An 18,043-nucleotide genomic window follows, 5' to 3' on the forward strand; every position below is an offset into this window, starting at 1 on the left:
GCCATCGGAGCCATCGGACGACCCGTTCTATGCCTCGCTGCTGCTGTACTCGTACCGGTTCTACGAGAACTCGACGATGAACAAGACCGATCTGTATGGCAACGCCAAGTTCCCGATACGCAACCAGAGCGAGGACGGCGGCACCACCCAGATCAACAGCATCTACATCAAGAACCGCCACGACCGCTGGGACCGCAGYAACCGCGGCGCGATCGCCAGTTTCAACTGGGATATCGGTSACCTCTCGCGGCTGACCCTGCGTGCCGGCCACACCGAAGAGACCTTCCACAACAACCAGGTCTACTGGGGCGTGCGCGCCTACCCGAGCAACCTGTTCGTTGACTATGCCAACGACAGCCATGGTTTTCCGAACGCCGTGGGTGTTTCCGATTCCAGCCTGCTGACCAGCTCGGCGTTCAAGCTCAATCCGGCGCAGGCCTATATCTCGCCGCGCGACGCCAAGGAAAGCATCGACAACCTGCGCGCCGACTTCAGCTACAACATCGATGCCGATGCACGCGGTTTCGGTCTGGCTGCCGGTGCCGAGTATCGCCACCTGAAGATCTGGCAGGACATCGATTTCGATTACTACAAGACCAGCGCGACCTTGAATGACTATCTGTACCCGGGTTCGACCCTGCTTGGCAGCGTTCCCGGTTTCCCGTTGATCGACAACCGCAAGTGGCATGACGAGCTCTACCCGAAGCTGGGCAACAACGATGCGGCGTACCCGAATGCCGACTTCACCAGCGATTACAAGTACGTGGAAGACATTGCCAACGCCTACGTGTCGGCGCATTACGCCTGGGACCGGCTGCTGCTGATCGGCGGCCTGCGCTACGACCACACCACCTTCGATGCGTTCAGCCCTTTCAGTGAGGATGGTGGYACCACCTACACGTCTGCATTCCGCAAGAGCAGTGGCGGCTACAACAACCTGCTGCCGTCGCTGAACGCCACCTTCAAGCTGAGCGAAGACCAGCGCCTGAGGTTCTCCGCCAGCCGCACGCTGGGCCGGCCGACGCCCAGCAACATCGCCCAGGCCACCAGCACCAGCTGCGGCGACGACGAGCTGGGCGGAGGCTTCTGCACCATCAAGCAGGGCAATGCCTCGCTGCAGCCGCGCCGCTCGACCAACCTCGATCTTGCCTGGGACCTGTACTTCAACGGCAACAACGGCCTGGTCTCGGTGGCGTTGTTCGACAAGGTCATCAAGGACGACATCTACACCCTGACCACGTTCGAGAACGTCGGCGACATCCGCTACCGGATCACCCAGCCGATGAACACCGATGAGTCGACGCTGTGCGGTGTCGAGTTCGCGGTAGCCAACCGCAACCTGCAGTGGGGCCGCCACCGCTTCGACATGTACCTCAATGCCACCCGCCTGGACGGGCAGACCAACTACCGCATCAGCGACGGCAGCGAGCGCCGCCTGGACCGCCTGCTGTACCAGCCGGACTGGTCGGTGAACGGCTCGGTGATCTGGCGCATGCCATGGAAGAGCTCGCAGCTGCGCGTATCCGGCACCTACCGCAGCCGGATGCTGGTCGACTTCGGCGATACCCAGTGGCTGGATTCGTACTACGACCCGTACATGACCTTCAACCTGGCCTTCAGCCACAAGGTCAGCAAGCACGTGACGCTGAAGTACGAGGCCAAGAACCTGTTCAACACCCAGCCGACCTACAGCACCGGTCCGAACGGRCGCTTCCGCACCGAGATCGAYGACTACGGYCGCTTTTTCTACTTCCACATCATCTACAACTGAAGGCGRCCGTCTTGGATACGATCAATCGCAGGCGCTTCCTTGCCCTGTCCGGACTTTCCGCATTGGGTGCGTGGGCCGGAACGGCCCGCGCGCTGGCCGCGCAGAACGATGTGGCAGCGCTGAATCCGCGCAATCTGCTCGCATCGCCGCGCTTTGCCAGTACACCGTTCACTCTCGGCGTGGCGTCGGGTGATCCGTCGGCCGACGGCGTGGTGCTGTGGACGCGGCTGGCCACCGAGCCACTGGTGTTCGGCGGCGGCATGCCAACCCGGCCGATGGCGGTGGCATGGCAGCTGGCCGCCGACGAGAGCATGCGCACCGTGGTGCGGCAGGGCACCGCCCTGGCCCACCCCGAGCTCGGCCACGCGCTGCACGTGGAACTGGACGGCCTGCTGCCGGGGCGGCCGTACTGGTACCGCTTCACCGTGGGAGGCCATGCCAGTGCGATTGGCCGCACCCGCACCCTGCCTGCGGCCAACGCGCGGGTCGACCGCGTGCGCTTCGCGGTGGCCGGTTGCCAGCACTACGAGGAGGGGCACTACAGTGCATGGCGGCACATTGCCGAGGAGCCGCTCGACTTCGTGTTCCATTACGGCGATTACATCTACGAGGGCGAAAGCCAGCCTGGCGTGCGCAGGATGAACGGCCAGCCGTTCACCAACCTGCGCAACCATGTTGGCCCGCAGACCTACACGCTCGACGACTATCGCCGGCGCTACGCGCAGTACAGGACCGATACGGACCTGCAGGCCGCGCACGCCGCGTCGCCGTGGTTCGTCACGTTCGATGACCACGAAGTGGACAACAACTGGGCCGGCGCCGAGGACCAGGACGGCACGCCCAGTGAAGTGTTCCTGCTGCGCCGCGCACAGGCATTCCAGGCGTACTACGAGAACATGCCGCTGCGTGCTTCGTCGTTCCCGCGCGACGGCCATATGCAGATGTACCGGCGCGCGCGCTATGGCACGCTGCTGGACCTGCACCTGCTCGATACCCGCCAGTACCGCAGCAAGCAGGTGGACATCGCGCAGCGCGGGCAGGTGGAATCTCCCGAACGCAGCATTGTTGGCGCAAAGCAGGAGCAATGGCTGTTCGACGGCCTGGCCGATGCCGCACCACGCTGGCACACCATCGCCCACCAGGTTTCGCTGGGCAACTACCTGCGCGAGAAGGACGGCGTGGTGCAGGCCTCCGACGACCAGTGGTCCGGTTATCTGTCCAGCCGCCGCCGCCTGCTCGATCACATCCAGAAGGTGGGCTTCGGCAACGTGGTAACCGCCTGTGGCGATGCGCACCGCCACTATGCCAGCGACCTGGTGCAGGACAATGCCGATTCCGGGGTGATTTCCAGTGAGTTCCTGGCCACTTCGATCACGTCGGGCGCGGACGGGCAGGGCGTGGATGCCTATGCAGAGAACCAGCTGCGGCACAGTCCGCACCTGAAGGCGACGACGGACAAGCGTGGTTATGTGCTGTGCGACGTCACCCGTGATGCCTGGATCGGTGACATGAAGACGCTCGATACCGTCATGCAGCCAAACGGCGCGCTGCAGAGCTGGAAGCGCTATGCCGTGGAGCACGGCCGGCCGGGGTTGCAGGAGGCCTGAGCGGGATGTCCCACCCTGTGGAGCCGAGCACGCGCCCGGCTCCACAGAATCACTTTCAGCCGTGATCGAAGCGCAGCGGTTCGCTGCCCATGGCAGGGTCGCTGGTGCCAGGCCGGCCGTCTTCGGCACGTCCGGCGAGGCGTTGCTCGACGCCCTGCGAGCGCACGATCAGGTCGTACCAGCCTGCGGTTGGTGCGGGATCCCAGGCCAGTACGGTTTCCGCGCCGGCCACCAGCTGCAGTTCGCGGGTGGGCATGTGGCCGGCGTAGGCGCCGGCCTGCACCTGGACCTTCCGCGCTGAAGGCGATGGATTGCGCAGTGTCAGGCGCATCTGGCCGTCCGCGCGCTCCACGTGCGCGTGCAGCGGCGCGAGCGTGCCATCGCCGCGATAATGGCGATGGAATCCATTCGGTCCCAGCAGCCAGAGATCGTAACGACCCTGCGCATCCAGCGGCCAGCGATCCTGCAGCGGGGCACCCGGTACCACGGTGTAACGGCGCGGAACGGCGTCCAGGCGCAGGCGGTCGTAGACATGCAGCACGGCCGCGGCGCCATCGCTGGCCAGCTGCAGGGTGAGACCAGCACCATCCACCGATGTGGCCTGCACGTGCGGCCGATAGGGCAGTGCCCGTGCAGGACGTACGCCGGGCTCCTGGCGGGCCGGATGCAGGCCATCGGGCAGCGCGGGCACGGTACGGCCGGGCAGGGCGGCAGCGCGCGCGGCGACAGCGGTGACATCGGGCAGCGCCTTGGCGAAGGGGCGGGTGTCGCGCTGGGCGAAGTCGAAGGCGTTGCTCAGATCACCGCAGACCGCACGCCGCCACGGCGAGATGTCCGGCGCGGCGACGCCGAAGCGGCGCTCGATCAGACGCAACACCGACGTGTGGTCGTACACCYGCGAGTCGACCCAGCCGCCGCGGCTCCACGGTGAAATCACATACAACGGTACGCGCGGGCCAAGCCCATAGGGGCGCCCACGCAGCTCGGCGGCATCGTATTTCTGGTCGCCCGGTGCCGGGTGGCGGTGGTATTCGCCCTCGGTGCTGACCGCCGACGCACCGGCCCAGCCGGCACCAAGCGGGGAGGGCGGTGCGGGTGGCGGCACATGGTCGAAGAAGCCATCGTTCTCATCGAACATCAGCAGCAGGGCGGTACGGCTCCACACCTCTGGATCGGCGGTCAGTGCATCCAGCAGGCGCGCGGTATAGGCGGCGCCCTGCGCGGGGCTGGACGGACCGGGGTGCTCGCTGCCGGCTGCGTCGGCAATGATGAAACTGACCTGCGGCAGGCGGCCGCTGATCGCGTCCTCGCGCAGCTGCGCCAGGCCACGGGTACTGACGCCGCGCGCGCGCAGCTCCGGGTCATGCCCCGGGGCGCCGCGGTACGCCTGGCGGAAGGTCTCGAACCCGGCAAGCGGGTTGTCGGTGAAGTTGTCGGCCATGTCCTGGTAGATCTGCCAGGACACGCCGGCCTGCTGCAGCCGCTCGACATAGCTGGCCCAGCGGTACGAGTCCGGATGGCCGCCCAGCTCGGGGAAATTGTCGTGCGAATTGGCGATCACCGGGCCGCCTGCCTGGCCTTGGGCGTCGTTGTGGCCGGTCCACAGGAACACGCGGTTCGGGTTGGTGCCGGCCTGCATCGCGCAGTGGTAGGCATCGCACAGCGTGAACGCATCGGCCAGGGCGAACTGGAACGGCATGTCGCTGCGCTGGAAGTAGCCCATCGAGTGGTTCTGCTTGGCCTTGGGCCAGTGCGCCATGCGCCCGTGGTCCCACGCCTGCTGTGCATCAGGCCAGGTGTGGGGCGTGCCTTCCACCCGCATGTAGCCGAAGTGCGCAGCGGTATCCAACGGGAAGGGGGCGATGGCGCGTTGTCCGCTGGCGTCGGGCTGCAGCCACAGGCTGCGCGGGCGGTCGCCAGCGGGCAGCGGCGATGCCGGGGCAACGAAACGGTCACCGAAGCCACGCACGCCTGGCAACGTGCCGAAGTAGTGGTCGAACGAGCGGTTCTCCTGCATGAACACCACGATGTGCTGCAAGTCCTGCAGGCTGCGCGTGCGCGAAGCAGGGGCGATCGCTGCTGCCCGGGCGATGCTGGGCAGCAGCGGCGAAAGGCCGGCGGCGACGCCGGCCTGCAACAGTCGGCGTCGGCCGGTATCAGTCACAGGGTCACACTCACAAGTCCACGCGGAAGGAGATGCCGACGGTGCGGGGGGCGCCGATGAAGGCGTTGTCGCGGCCGTCCACCCCTGCAAGATAACGCTTGTCGGTCAGGTTGCTCACCACCAGGTTGGCGCCCATGCCCTTCAGGCGCGGCGACAGGCCCTGCAGGTCGAAGCCGATGTTGGCGTTGAACACGGTGGCCGAGGGCAGCTTGTTGACGTTGGCCGCATCCAGGTAGCGTTCGCCCAGGTAGCGACCGGACAGGCCGAAGTTCCAGTTCTCGCCCTGCCAGTCGGCCGACACCACCAGGATCTGCTCCGGCTGGCCGATCACCTTGGCGCCATCGACGATGCCCAGCTGCGTGTCGCGCGCGTCGTTGCCGCTGCCCAGGTACTTGGAACGGTTGTAGGTGTAGGCCGCATTGATGCGCCAGCCATTGTCCCAGCCGTAGCCGAAGGCCGCTTCCAGGCCGTTGCTCTCCACGCCGCCGAAGTTCTCGTAGACGCCATCGGTCTCGCCGAGGTAGTCGATGCCGCTGACCAGGCCGGCCGGCAGGTAGACGATGCGGTTGTCGAACTTGATGTTGTACAGGGTGACCGAGGCGGTCAGCGGCCAGCGGCTGATGCGCATGCCCAGTTCGATGTTGTCGGCGGTCTCCGGTTCGACGTTGCGGAAGCGCTGGGGATCGGTTTCACCCAGCACGCCGGACGGGATCGCGGCGAAGTTCTGCGAGTAGCCGGCGAACAGTTCCATGCCCTCCACACCCGGGGCCCAGGTGAAGCCGGTGGACAGCAGCGGATCGGACTTCGAGTCGGACTTCACATTCTCGGCGGCGCCGATCACGCGGCGGCGGGACTGGTCGACGAAGAACTGCTTTACGCCCAGGCGCGCGCTGAACGGGCCGAAGCGGGCCACGTCCTCGACGTAGTACATCTGCTCATCGACCTTGTACTTGTCCTCGAACTGCACCCAGTAGGGCTGGTGGTCGAAGGCGATGTCCTGGCCGACGTTGAGCAGGCGGTGCCAATCGCGGCGCACGGAGCGGTCCAGCTTCTCCACCCACAGCCCGCCGCGCACGGTGTTGTCGATGGCGCCGAAGGTCTGCCGCCATTCAACGTCGGCGGTAACGCCCATGCGATCGTTGTCGTAGTGGGAGTGGCGGTAGGACTGCGCGCCCTGCACGTTGCCGGCGTAGCAGTTGGGGTCGTACTCGGCGCTGAAGCCGAGTCGCGGCGTGCAGCTGGCCAGGCGCTGGGCGGAACTGCCGTCGGGGTTCACGAAGTAGATCTGGCCGCGGTTGCTGCCACCGTAGACCGTCCTGCCGCCGAGGTACTCCGACTGCGGGCGACCGGCACCGTCGTCGTTGACGTCGGCCAGGTACGGCGGCAGCCAGTCACCGCGGCCCTGCATGCGGTGCCCGTAGGCGGCCATCGAGGCCTTGAAGCCGTTGCCGCCATCGAAGGCTGCGCGCAGGTAGCCGAACGTGTTCTCGCGCAGTGCGCGCGAACCGGAGCGGTAGTTCTGGTCCAGGTACGGAATGCCGGTCAGGGTGCCGACCAGGCCGTCGCGGTCGGGGTTGGTGGCGAACCCCTTCGGCGAAACACTGGTGTACTCCGGCTCGTCGGCATCGTTGTAGGACAGGTAGCCGGTCAGGGTCCAGCGGTCCAGTTCGGTGATGAACTTGCCGGCGATGTTGTCGTTGCTGGTGTGGCCGGTGCCGTCGATCCAGTCATGCACGCGCGCCGACGATGCGCTGATCCACGCGCGGGTGTGTCCTGCAAGCAGGCCGGTGTCGTAGCGCACGTAATACTTGCGCGCTTCATTGTCACCGGCACCCACCACCATGCGCAGTCGCTGCTCCTGCAGTGGGTCGCTGGTGAGGAAGTTCAGCGTGCCACCGAGTGCTTCGTTCGAGCGCGAGGAGATATCGGCCGTGCCCTGGCTCACTTCCACCGTTTCCAGGTCGAGCGTGTCGATGTAGCGGTTGGCCAGCGAGCCGCCGCCATAACCGGAACCACCATTGGGCAGGCCATCGATGGTGGTGCCGATCTGCTGGGTGTCGCGGTTGGTGACAAAGCCGCGCATGCTGATCTGCGTGCCCCACACCGACGAACCGGTGGCATCGGCTTCGCTGACGACCACGCCGGGCACTTCGTTGAGCGCGCCATTGACGCTGCTCAACACCGTCTGCCGGTTCAACGTTTCCTGGCGCACCGAGGTCTTGGCATAGCTGGTGGCCTGGCCGATCACCTGTACCTGGTCCAGGGTCCGCGCGTCGGCGCTTCGCGTATCGGCCACATCGCCCTGCGGTGCTTCAGCCAGGGCATCCAGTGCGGGAGCAATCAGCAGGGCAAGCAGCGAGATACGGGGAAAGCGCGCAATCGTTCGCATCGAAACCGGACCTTCAAGGGAGGAAAGTCCGGGAGTGTCGGCAGCGCCGATGACATGGCGGTGACGCGCAGATGCAGGGAGTGTGTTGTGTGACGGCCGGCAAGACCGGGGCGTTGGTCAGTAGCGCGCGTCCTTCGGTTTCGGATCACGCGGCCAGTCCTTGGCTTTGCCGGCGAAGTCCGGGCGCGGCTGGTTGATGAAGTAGCTGGCGATATCCACCGCGTCCTGGTCGGGCATCACCTGCTGGCCCAGTGGCGGTTCACGGGTCATTGCCGGCGGCATGTTGTGCTTGACGAAGCCTGCGGCCTTGTACAGCCGCGCCATGCCGGCACCGATGTTGAAGCTGCGCTCGCCCCACAACGGCGGGAACGCGATATCGCCGCTGGCGTCGCGCCGGCCTTCGCCGTTGTCGCCGTGGCAGGCGGCGCACTGCGCGGCATACAGCGTCTGTCCACGTATCGGGTCCGGTGTCAGCGTGCTGTCGATCGGCCCTTCGCTGGGCGCGGCCACGCGCGCACCCTCTGGTACCGGGCGGCTCAGCCACGCCATGTATTCCAGCATCGCACGCATCTCCGGCGCGTCCTTGGCCAGCGGCTTGCCGTTCATCGAACGCTGCAGGCAACCGTTGATGCGCTCGGCCAGGCCGATTTCCCTGCCCGGTCGCGGCATGTAGCGCGGGTAGCTGCCGCCTCCGGTGTTCAAGTAGTGGTTGCCGAACGGTCGCTTGCCCTCGGCCATGTGGCACGAATTGCAGTTCAGATCGTTGCCGACGTTGTCCGGCAGCAGGCGTGCGGTCTCGTTGAGCAGGCGACGGCCGAACATCACCGCGTCGGCGTTGCCGAGGCTGGCGATCTCCTCGGCACTGGGCACGTGGTACTGGCCCACCACCTGGCCGTGGCTGTCGAGGATGTCCAGGGTCCTCGCGACTTCCGCGTCCAGGTCCGGGTACAGGTGCTGGTACAGCAGCGTGCCAGCACCGGCCAGCAGCACCGCAACGACCGCGCTGGCGATCAACACTGTCGAACGCTTCTTCGAACGCCTCATTGCGCCGTCTCCTGCGGGACCACATGCGCCGGCTTGTCACGCACCACCCGGCGCATGCGCGCTACGTCCAGTTCAGTGACCGCGCTGGCCTGGTTGCCCCAGCTGTTGCGGATGAAGGTGAGGATATCGGCGAGCTGCGCATTGGGCAGCTGCTCGAAGCCCGGCATGGTGAATGCCATGCGGTCATGCGCGGTATGTGGCGTGCGCCCGCCGGTGAGGGTTACCTGCACCAGCGAGCTGGGATCATCGGCGAAGACGATGGAGTTGCCCGCCAGGGCAGGGTAGACCCGTGGCATGCCGCGGCCATCTGCGCGATGGCAGGCCTGGCAGTGTTCGGCGTAGGCCAGCGAACCGGCCACCCGGTAGTCGCCGCCGCGCAGTGCGGCGGTAGTGGTGTCGGTGCCCGRCGTCCACTGCGCGCTGCGCCCTTCGCGGGCCGGCAGCTGCTTCAGGTACCGCGCCATCGCCAGCAGATCGGCGTCGGACAGGTACTGCGTGCTGTGCTCGACCACATCGGCCATGCCGCCGAAAGCCGCGGAGCGATCGGTGCGGCCGGTACGCAGGAACTCGACGATTTCGGCTTCGCTCCAGCTGGCCAGGCCGGTCTGTTCATTGCGCAGGTTCTTCGCATACCAGCCTTCCAGCACCGAGCCGGACAGGAACTGGCGGCTGCCATCGTCGGCCATCGCCTTTTCCTGGAAGGCCAGCCCACGCGGGGTATGGCACGCGCCGCAATGGGCCAGGCCTTCAACCAGTTCGGCGCCGCGCTGCTGGCCGGCATCCAGGGTGGGATCAGGGCTGAAGCTGCGCGGGCGTGCGAACAACAGCTGCCACCAGGCAAGCGGCCAGCGCATGTTTGCCGGCCACGGAATCGTGCTGTCGGCGTTGTCCTGCCGGACCGGCTGCACCGCACCCATGAAGTAGGCATACAGCGCCTTGATCTCGGCATCGCTGGCGATCACGTACGAGGCGTAGGGCATGGCCGGATACAGCGGCTGGCCGTCATGGCGGATGCCACGCCGCACCGCGCGCTCGAAATCGGCGTAGTCGTATGCGCCGATGCCGGTCTCCGTGTCCGGTGTGATGTTGGTCGAGTACAGCGTGCCCATCGGGGTCTGCATGCCAAGGCCACCGGCGAACGGCCTGCCGCCCGGTGCGGTATGGCAGGCGGCGCAGTCGGCAGCACGCGACAGGTACCGGCCCTGTTCGATCAGGGCCGGGTCGTGGATGTCGACCTCGGCGTGTTGCGGTGGGGCGAACCAGTACGGTGTACTGCGGGCGATGCCGTAAGCGGCGGCCAAGGTGGCGGCCAGGGCAATGGCGAGCTTGAACGGGGTGCGCATGCCGGCACTGTGGCCATTCGTGCGATGGCGTTCATTGATCCGGATCAATGCTTTGGCCGGTCGCGACATTGTGACAAGCTGAATCGATCCTGCGCTGTCATCAACCCGTCATCCAGCTGCGATAGATGGCGCCGGGCGTGGCCGCTAACCTGCCACGCTGTCGCACTTTTCCCCTGACTGCCCATGAAGCGCCTGCTGCTGCTTTTGCTGGCGTGCGCCGGCCTGTGGCTGGCTGCATGCTCTTCCTCGATGACGGCCTCGTCCACCTCGCTCAGCGACCGCCTGATCGCGCCCGGTGGCGTCTCGCCCCTGCTTGATCAACCGCGTATCGCCGCAGCTGTGGCCGCGCTGCCGAACCGGCATGGCTTCGCCCCGGGCCGTGATGGCGTGCCGATCTTCTGGCGTGCTTTCGATCCGGGCGACTACGGTGCGCGCTACCACTACCTGCCGCAGCAGCACCAGAACGGCCTGCCGCTGGATACCGGGTTGAGCCTGTCCGTACCGCAGCCGTTCCGCGCGCAGGCGCCGCGCGGCACTGTGGTGCTGCTGCACGGCTGGATGATGAACGGTGATTCGATGCTGCCATGGTCGCTGCAGCTGGCCGAGTCGGGCTACCGCGTGATCACCCTGGACCTGCGCAACCATGGCCAGTCCGGCGCCGGTCCCTCCGGCTACGGCACCTACGAGTCGGACGATGTTGTGGATGTCATCGCCGAACTGCGCGCGCGCGGCGAAGTGATCGGCCCGCTGTACCTGTTCGGTGTTTCCTACGGCGCTGCCACCGCATTGTTCACCGCCGACAAGCTGGGCGACCAGGTCGCCGGCGTGGTGGCGATGGAATCGTTCGCCAATGCCGGGGTTGCGATCCGCACCATGATTCCGCATCTGATGGCCCTGCAGCCGGAAGGGTTGAAGGCACAGGCCATCGCTTCGTATGCACGCTGGCGCTACGGCAGCCAGGACATCAACCAGGTGGTGGCCGCCGCCAGCCGCCGCATCGACGTGGATCTGGACAAGGTGGATGTTGCCCGCGCGCTGGCCGATACCCGCGCCTGCGTGCTGCTGCTGCACGGGCAGGGCGACCAGCACATTCCGGTCAGCCAAGGCCGCGCGTTGGCGCAGGCCAATCCGCGTGCGCACTACATCGAGATGCGCGGCGAAGATCACATCACCCTGCCGCTGCGGCTGGACCTGCTGGCCAGAGTGGTCGATGACTGGATGGCGCGCGACGAGCACCATCCGAAAGCCGCGTGTCCGGCACCGCAGTTGCCGGCCCAGGCCGAATGGCTGGTGCATGGCGTCGACACACCCGCAAAAACCCCAGCACGCGGCTGAGCTTCAGGGCAGGCGGCGGGCCAGCGAACGTGCAGATGCCGCTACACCCAGCAGCATCGCTGCCACGCACAGGAAGGCAAAGCCCAGGCTGGTGGCATGGGCGAGCGCGCCGATCGCTGCGGGGCCTGCAAGAATGCCGGCATAGCCCAGCGTGGTGACTGCGGTGATCGCAATGCTCTCCGGCATCGCGCGCTGCTGGCCCGCCATCGAGAACAGGGCGGGCACGATGTTGGCGCAGCCCAGGCCCACCAGCACGTAGCCGACCAGCGCCATGGCGAAGGAGGGCACCAGTGTGGCCAGCGCGAAACCGGCCGCAGCGGTGATGCCGCCGATGACGATGGTACGGGTGCGGCCAAGGCGCTCGACGATGCCATCGCCGAACAGGCGCATCGCCGTCATCGCCAGCGTGAAAACGGCAAAACCGGCACCGGCCTGGTCGCGCGGCACGTGGCGTATTTCGGCCAGGAACACCGCGCTCCAGTCCAGCATCGAACCCTCGGCCAGGAACACCACGAAGGCGAGCACGCTGATGAACAGCACCACGCCGTGCGGCAGGGCCAGCATCGGGCCGTCATGCAGAATGCGCTGCGGGCGCCAGTGCGGTGCCGACAACAGGGCCACCAGCAGCATCGCCGCCACGGCAACCAATGACGCCAGCCACAGGGGCGTGCCGAGAACCAGCAGGCCGGTCATGCAGCCGGCGCCGATGAAGCCGCCGATGCTGTAGAACGCGTGGAAGCCGGACATCATCGGCCGCCCTGCATCGCGCTCGACGGCCACCGCCTGCATGTTCATCGTGCAGTCCATCGCCCCCACACCCGCACCGAACACGAACAGCGTTGCTCCCAGTGCCAGCGGCGTGGGGGCGAGCGTCAGCAGTGGCAGGGCGAGCAGGATCAAGGCCGTGGTCGCGATCATCAAGCGGCGCGAGCCCAGGCGCGCGGTCAACGCACCGGCCAGTGGCATCGCCAGCAGCGAGCCGAGGCCAAGGCACAGCAGCAGCCCGCCCAGGCTGGCATCGGACAACCCGGCCTTGGCCTTGGCGAAGGGCACCATCGGTGCCCAGGCAGCGGTGGCAAAGCCAGGAATGAAGAACGCAGCGCGGGTCGCGTGCTGCTGGGCGCGGGGAGAAGAGGGCGTCATGCGCGAGGAAGGCTCCAGAAGATCCTCTTCATGAAAACGTTTTCAGAAGCCATCGGCAAGTGCCATGGATGACATCGGGCGACGCATACGAATGCAGTGGTCCGGATGCGTCACCGTTGATTAACGCCATCAGTGGAGAGTAGCCCGACGGTCGGCATTCCGCCCGGCCGCCGCCGGAGATCAGCGCATGAGCACCACACCGACCATCCTCCTCGTCCATGGGTTCTGGGGCGGGGCCGCACACTGGGGCAAGGTCATCCTGGAGCTGCACCGCAAGGGCCACGACCAGGTGAAGGCGGTCGAACTGCCGCTGACCTCGCTGGTCAACGACGCCGAGCGGACGCGCAGGATGATCCGCCAGATCGATGGCCCGGTCGTACTTGTCGGGCACTCCTACGGAGGCGCGGTGATCACCGAAGCCGGCAACCAGCCGAATGTGCAGGCGCTGGTCTACATCGCCGCATTCGCGCCGGACAGTGGTGAGAGCCCCGGTGGCATCACCCAGCAGCACCTGCCCGAAGCAGCACCGAACCTCGCCCCGGACAGCGATGGCTATCTGTGGCTGCGTGCCGACAAGTTCCATGAGAGCTTCTGCCAGGACCTCAGTGCCGACGAAGGCTGGGTGATGGCGGTGACCCAGAAGGCGCCGCTGGCCAGTACCTTCGGCGATGCGATCAGCGATCCGGCGTGGAAGCACAAGCCGAGCTGGTACCAGCTTTCCAGCCAGGACCGGATGATCGCGCCACAGAACCAGAAGGCCATGGCCGAACGCATGCAGCCCAAGCGCCTGCTGCAGCTGGAGGCAAGCCATGCCTCGCTGGCCTCGCATCCCTCCGAAGTGGCAGCGCTGATCCTGGAGGCCGTGGCTGCCGTCGACGGCTGACTATCGCCAGGCAGCAGTCCCAGGTCAGGCACTGGCGCCACCCCACGACAGCGGGGGCGCAGGAGAGTAAACTCCTGCGCCGGCCGCCCTTGGCCGCATTTCCCCCTTCCCCTCGAGCCGCCGCCAGAGGATCCCACCCCTTCGTGGAGGTCCCGTCGTGTCGTCTGTGCCTGTTCGTTTTTCCGTGCTGTCCCTGCGTCGCCGCCCATTGGCGAGGGCCCTTGCCAATGGTCTTCTRCTGACCACAGTGGCCACTGCCGGCGCCGCCTCGGCGCAATCGGCGCCGGTTGAAGAAGAGGGCAGGACAGCCTCGCAGACCCTGCAGACCGTGCAGGTCACCGCCAACCAGCTGGGCACCATCACCGAGGGCAGCGGCGCGTACACGCCGGGTACCATCGCCACCGCCACCCGCTTGGTGCTGACTCCGCGGCAGACCCCGCAGACCATCAGCGTGATCACCCGTGCGCAGATGGACGACTTCGGTCTGGATGGCATCGATGACGTGATGCGGGTGACCCCGGGCATCAGCATCGTCACCTACGACAGTGAGCGCACCGAGTACTACGCACGTGGTTTTGCCGTGCAGAACTTCCAGTACGACGGCATTCCGATGTCACGCGACTCGGCGTACTCGGCCGGCAATACGCTCAGCGATACCGCGATCTACGACCGCATCGAAGTGCTCAAGGGCGCCACCGGCCTGCTGACCGGCATGGGCGACCCCGGCGCGACCATCAACCTGGTGCGCAAGAAGCCGGGCAAGGAATTTGCTGGCAGTGCGACGCTGGGGGTCGGCCGCTGGGACGACTACCGTGCCGAAGTCGATGTCGGCGGACCGTTGACCGCCGATGGCCGCGTGCGCGGGCGCGCGGTAGGTGCCTGGCAGGACAAGCATTCCAATCTGGATTTCTACCAGCGCACCAGCAAGGTCGGCTATGCCGTGCTGGAAGCCGATCTGGGCGAACGCACGCTGCTGACAGTCGGTGGCGACGTGCTGGAGAGCGATCCCAAGGGCTCGACCTGGGGCGGTATTCCGCTGCTGGACAGCCAGGGCAATTTCAACGACATGCCGCGCTCGTTCAACAACGGCACCCACTGGAGCGGTTGGCGCCAATACGTGCGCACCGGCTTTGCCACGCTGGAACATACCTTCGACAACGACTGGGTAGCCAAGCTGCAGCTCAACCATCAGGTCAACGGCTACGATGCGGCACTGGCCGGTGCGGCCGGTGGCAATCCCAATCCGGTCACCGGCGAAGGCGTCTCGTTGTGGCTGGGCAAGTACGTCGGCAAGACGGTCAGCAACGCGGCCGACTTCTATCTGAGCGGCAATTTCGGCCTGTTCGGTCGCCAGCATGAACTGGTGGTCGGCGGCAGTGCCTCGCGCAAGCGCTGGACCAACACCGGCTATTCGCCGCAGCCCGGGTACCCGACCGCCGTTGCCGACTACAACAGCTGGAAGGGCGACATCCCGGAGCCGGAATGGCAGCGCGGTTATGGCAACAATGAGGTGACCCGCGAGAACGGCCTGTACGTGGTCGGTCGCTTCGACGTGGCCGACCCGTTGAAGGTGATCGTCGGCAGCCGCCTGGCCAGCTACCGTTCGCCGCAGACGCGCGAGACCGGCGTGTTCGTGCCTTATGCCGGCGTGGTCTACGACCTTGGCCAGCACTATTCGGTGTATGCCAGCTACAGCACCATCTTCAAGCCGCACAGCGAACGCGACGAACAGGGCAAGGCACTGGATCCGCTGGAAGGCCGCAGCTATGAAATGGGCCTGAAGGCGGAGTTCCTCGACGGCCGCTTCAATGCCAGCGCGGCACTGTTCCAGCTCGACCAGGACAATTTCGCCCAGCCTACAGGCGGCAAAACGCCCAACGGAGAAGACGCCTATCGCGCACTGATGGGCGTACGCACCAAGGGCTACGAACTGGAGATGTCCGGGCAGTTGGCCGAGGGCTGGCAGGTGCAGGGTGGCTTTGCGCACAAGATCGCCCGCCAGGCCGGCAGCAAGGTGACCACGCTGGAGCCGGAAAACCAGTTCAGCCTGCACACCAGCTACCGCCTGCGCGGCGACTGGCAGGGCCTGACCGTCGGTGGCGGTGCGCGCTGGCAGGACTCCACGTTCGGCGACATCACCAACCCCGCCAGTGGCACGTCGGTGGTTCATCGCACCCAGCCGTACTGGCTGCTGGATGCCATGGCCCGGTACCAGTTCAACGATCGCCTGTCGGCCACGGTCAACGTCAACAACCTGCTGGACAAGCGCTATTACACGATCTTCAGCTGGTACAGCACCTACACCTGGGGCGAGCCGCGCAACGTGCGGCTGGCAGTGACGTACAGGTTCTGATCGCGTTGCAACAGGACATGCCCGCGATGCCGGATGGCATCGCGGGCATGCTGGTTACAGCTTCAGGTCGAACACCAGCACTTCGGCGTCGTTGCCGTTTTCCAGGGTCAGCTGTGCCTCGTCGCTGACCTGCAGTGCGTCACCCGCTTCCAGGGTGATGCCGTTGACCTGCAGCTGGCCACGCGCCACCTGCACATACGCGCCGCGGCCGGCAGCCAGGGCGTGGTGCAGCTTCTGCTCGCCATCGAGGATGGTGGCGAAGATGCGCGCATCCTGATGGATATGCAGCGAACCATCGGCGCCATCCGGCGAGGCGATCAGGCGCAGCTGGCCGCGCTTGCTCTCCGGCGTGAAGTGGGTCTCCTCATACGACGGCGCGATGTTCTCGGCCTCCGGGAAGATCCAGATCTGCAGGAAATGCACCGGATCGCTGGCCGAATGATTGAACTCGCTGTGGCTGACGCCGCTGCCTGCGCTCATGCGCTGCACGTCGCCGTAGCGCAGCACCGAACCGGTGCCCATCGAGTCCTTGTGTTCCAGCGCGCCGCCCAGCACGTAGGAGACGATCTCCATGTTGCTGTGGCTGTGGGTGCCGAAACCCTGGCCGCCGATCACCTTGTCTTCGTTGATGACCCGCAGCGGGCCGAAGCTCACATAGCGGGGGTCGTAGTAGCTGGCGAACGAGAAGGTATGGCGCGAGGACAGCCAGCCATGCTCGGCCAGGCCACGGGTAGCGCTCTTGCGGATCTGCAGCATGATGGAATCTCCTTGTTCGATGGTTTCGATGGGGCGGGGTGGGCGGGTAGCCGCTGTGTTTCCCCGTTGAAGAGAAGTATCCGCTTGCACCTTGGGTTTGAAAAACGGATAGTTTTGACAGCCATCATCGAAAATTTCGAATGYTCAAGCTCAGCCTCGATGCCCTGCAGATCCTGGATGCGATCGACCGCCGAGGCTCCTTTGCCGGCGCCGGCAAGGCCCTGCACAAGGTGCCTTCGACCATTTCCTACACCGTGGCCAAGCTGGAAGAGGATCTGGGGGTGCAGCTGTTCGACCGGATCGGCCCGCGGGCGGAGCCGACCGAGGCCGGGCGCGCGCTGCTGGAGGAGGGCAGGCACCTGCTGCGTGCGGCCCGGGAGCTCGAGCTGCGGGTGCGGCGGGTGGCCTCGGGCTGGGAGGCGGAATTGACCCTGGCGGTGGATTCGGTGTTTCCGACCTGGCTGCTGGGGCCGGATATCGCCGCGTTCCGCGAGGTGGCGGCGCCCACCCGGCTGCGCCTGTTTGGCGAAGCACTGTCCGGTACCTGGGAAGCGCTGCTGGACCGGCGCGCCGACCTGTTGGTCGCGGCTCCCGGTGAGGGTCCCAGTGGCGGGGGCTACGTGGTCGAGCCGCTGGGCAGCGTTGATTTTGTGTTTGYGGTGGCACCCGGGCATCCGCTGGCGTCCGTACCGGGTGTGCTGGGCCGCGAGCAGTTGGCGCCGTATTGCGCGATCGCCGTGTCCGACTCTGCGCGGCGGCTGCTGCCACGAACGGTGGGGCTGTTGATGGGCCAGGAGACGTTGACCGTGCCGGACATGGCCAGCAAGTTGAAGCTGCAGTGCCAGGGGCTGGGATTCGGCTTCCTGCCCGAGCCTTGCGCGCGCGCGGCGGTGGCGCGCGGCCAGCTGGTGATCCGCGAGGTCGAGGAGCACAAGCCGGAAGAGACCTTCTGGCTAGCCTGGCGCACCGGTGAAGATGGCGCGGCCCTGCGCTGGTGGCGCGAGCGCTTGCGGCGGCCGGAGCTGCTGGCGCAATGGTGGCAGGCGATGGCAGAGGGGTAGGGTTCGGCAGGGCTGCGCCCTGCACCTGCAGTAGTGCCGGCCGCTGGCCGGCAACCTCAACAGCAACAGCAACAGCAACAGCAACAGCAGAAGCTGGTTTCCTGTGGGGAGGCGGGGTGGGTCCGGTTGCGGGAGACGCCGTAAACCCGTCCATGGGGGCTTGGCCGCGGCATCCATGCCGCGGACACTCCCGC

Annotated in this window: 12 protein-coding genes; 6 read left to right on the top strand and 6 right to left on the bottom strand. The window is 66.4% G+C overall.

The features are described from left to right. Nucleotides 1-1,771 (top strand): TonB-dependent receptor domain-containing protein (locus tag AC1DJN_RS12300; RefSeq protein ID WP_478039258.1); only part of this gene is annotated, 1,771 nt, incomplete at its 5' end. A gap of 11 nt (nt 1,772-1,782) precedes the next feature. After that, complete coding sequence (locus tag AC1DJN_RS12305; RefSeq protein WP_099842260.1) at nt 1,783-3,378, top strand: alkaline phosphatase D family protein; 1,596 nt, start codon at nt 1,783-1,785, stop codon at nt 3,376-3,378. Between the two features lie 55 nt (nt 3,379-3,433). Here the strand turns inward: AC1DJN_RS12305 and AC1DJN_RS12310 are convergent, their stop codons facing one another. The 4 genes from AC1DJN_RS12310 to AC1DJN_RS12325 form a co-directional block, all read right to left on the bottom strand. Further along, nucleotides 3,434-5,542, bottom strand: a complete 2,109-nt coding sequence (locus AC1DJN_RS12310; RefSeq protein WP_478039259.1) for a phosphocholine-specific phospholipase C — start codon at nt 5,540-5,542, stop codon at nt 3,434-3,436. 10 nt (nt 5,543-5,552) lie between these two features. Continuing rightward, the gene (locus tag AC1DJN_RS12315) at nt 5,553-7,931 is read right to left on the bottom strand and encodes a TonB-dependent receptor (protein WP_313115658.1); all 2,379 of its coding nucleotides are present in this window, start codon (nt 7,929-7,931) and stop codon (nt 5,553-5,555) included. 117 nt (nt 7,932-8,048) lie between these two features. Then, the gene (locus AC1DJN_RS12320; protein WP_313115655.1) at nt 8,049-8,975 is read right to left on the bottom strand and encodes a c-type cytochrome; all 927 of its coding nucleotides are present in this window, start codon (nt 8,973-8,975) and stop codon (nt 8,049-8,051) included. Further along, complete coding sequence (locus tag AC1DJN_RS12325) at nt 8,972-10,318, bottom strand: c-type cytochrome (RefSeq protein WP_478039260.1); 1,347 nt, start codon at nt 10,316-10,318, stop codon at nt 8,972-8,974. The genes AC1DJN_RS12320 and AC1DJN_RS12325 overlap by 4 nt, the downstream gene beginning before the upstream one ends. Before the next feature lie 183 nt (nt 10,319-10,501). On the opposite strand from AC1DJN_RS12325, the gene AC1DJN_RS12330 reads away from it, so the two are divergent. After that, the gene (locus AC1DJN_RS12330) at nt 10,502-11,653 is read left to right on the top strand and encodes an alpha/beta fold hydrolase (protein ID WP_313115652.1); all 1,152 of its coding nucleotides are present in this window, start codon (nt 10,502-10,504) and stop codon (nt 11,651-11,653) included. 3 nt (nt 11,654-11,656) lie between these two features. Here the strand turns inward: AC1DJN_RS12330 and AC1DJN_RS12335 are convergent, their stop codons facing one another. Continuing rightward, nucleotides 11,657-12,796 (bottom strand): MFS transporter, encoded by a 1,140-nt coding sequence (locus AC1DJN_RS12335; RefSeq protein WP_032976527.1) that lies wholly within the window; start codon nt 12,794-12,796, stop codon nt 11,657-11,659. A 187-nt stretch (nt 12,797-12,983) separates the two neighbouring features. On the opposite strand from AC1DJN_RS12335, the gene AC1DJN_RS12340 reads away from it, so the two are divergent. Together AC1DJN_RS12340 and AC1DJN_RS12345 are read left to right on the top strand one after the other, a co-directional pair. After that, nucleotides 12,984-13,679 (top strand): alpha/beta hydrolase, encoded by a 696-nt coding sequence (locus AC1DJN_RS12340; protein ID WP_033830819.1) that lies wholly within the window; start codon nt 12,984-12,986, stop codon nt 13,677-13,679. Nucleotides 13,680-13,836: 157 nt separating this feature from the next. Continuing rightward, on the top strand, nt 13,837-16,032 hold the full coding sequence (locus tag AC1DJN_RS12345; RefSeq protein ID WP_313115650.1) for a TonB-dependent siderophore receptor: 2,196 nt from the start codon (nt 13,837-13,839) through the stop codon (nt 16,030-16,032). Between the two features lie 54 nt (nt 16,033-16,086). Here AC1DJN_RS12345 and AC1DJN_RS12350 read toward each other — a convergent pair whose 3' ends face one another. Continuing rightward, nucleotides 16,087-16,788 carry a pirin family protein gene (locus tag AC1DJN_RS12350; RefSeq protein ID WP_025878940.1) on the bottom strand — a complete coding sequence of 234 codons (702 nt, stop codon included), beginning with the start codon at nt 16,786-16,788 and terminating at the stop codon, nt 16,087-16,089. A gap of 140 nt (nt 16,789-16,928) precedes the next feature. Between AC1DJN_RS12350 and AC1DJN_RS12355 the strand changes: the two genes are divergently transcribed. Beyond that, complete coding sequence (locus tag AC1DJN_RS12355) at nt 16,929-17,849, top strand: LysR family transcriptional regulator (protein WP_478039261.1); 921 nt, start codon at nt 16,929-16,931, stop codon at nt 17,847-17,849. Nucleotides 17,850-18,043 lie beyond the last annotated feature (194 nt).

The organism is Stenotrophomonas sp. 05L414_2, from assembly GCF_056397905.1.

Bases quoted from the DNA above. Each gene is read 5' to 3' on its own strand.
- AC1DJN_RS12315 (WP_313115658.1), bottom strand. From the start codon at position 7,931: ATGCGAACGATTGCGCGCTTTCCCCGTATCTCGCTGCTTGCCCTGCTG.
- AC1DJN_RS12320 (WP_313115655.1), bottom strand. From the start codon at position 8,975: ATGAGGCGTTCGAAGAAGCGTTCGACAGTGTTGATCGCCAGCGCGGTC.
- AC1DJN_RS12330 (WP_313115652.1), top strand. From the start codon at position 10,502: ATGAAGCGCCTGCTGCTGCTTTTGCTGGCGTGCGCCGGCCTGTGGCTG.
- AC1DJN_RS12335 (WP_032976527.1), bottom strand. From the start codon at position 12,796: ATGACGCCCTCTTCTCCCCGCGCCCAGCAGCACGCGACCCGCGCTGCG.
- AC1DJN_RS12340 (WP_033830819.1), top strand. From the start codon at position 12,984: ATGAGCACCACACCGACCATCCTCCTCGTCCATGGGTTCTGGGGCGGG.
- AC1DJN_RS12350 (WP_025878940.1), bottom strand. From the start codon at position 16,788: ATGCTGCAGATCCGCAAGAGCGCTACCCGTGGCCTGGCCGAGCATGGC.